Source organism: Methylobacterium oryzihabitans (assembly GCF_004004555.2).
GTDB classification, from domain to species: domain Bacteria; phylum Pseudomonadota; class Alphaproteobacteria; order Rhizobiales; family Beijerinckiaceae; genus Methylobacterium; species Methylobacterium oryzihabitans.
In genome coordinates, this window is record NZ_SACP01000129.1 from 1 (window position 1) to 480 (window position 480).

1 protein-coding gene is annotated in these 480 nt (G+C 55.0%); it reads left to right on the forward strand.

What is annotated here, in order from left to right; genetic code table 11:
- Positions 1 to 480: hypothetical protein (locus EOE48_RS29545; protein WP_187371596.1), on the forward strand; the 480-nt coding region annotated here is incomplete at both ends.

Genomic DNA, 480 nt, shown 5'->3' on the forward strand with positions numbered 1-480 from the left:
TACGACCTGCGTGGTTGGCGCACACACTTTGTTTTTGACGCTGAAAAACTGAACGCCTTCTGTCTGCATTATTACGAGGGGCGGCTTGACACTGCCCACACCGACGCTGTGGATTTTGTCCATCAACGCCCTACCGGCTGGCTGACGACGCGTTGTGTATTGGGCAGTCCGCTGCCGGAGTTTCCAACCGGGGACGGTGAAACGATCACTGTGGCAAGGCGTTTTGTGTCGTACACCAGTTACGAGTTTCACAGAGAGCATGGTGCCCAGTACGCCGATATCGTTGAACTAGTTGCCGGCAGCCGGAATGAGCGCCGGGCACTGTTTCAGACCTTCAGGCTGGATCAGTGCGTTGGTACATACCAATACAACGATGACACAATTTTTACGCTGTCGGCAGGCTCCGACTTCTCAGTCGGATTTCTAGGATTCCCAGAGCGTGACACGGACGCAGGCCTGCCATTCAAGATCCGCTTCGAC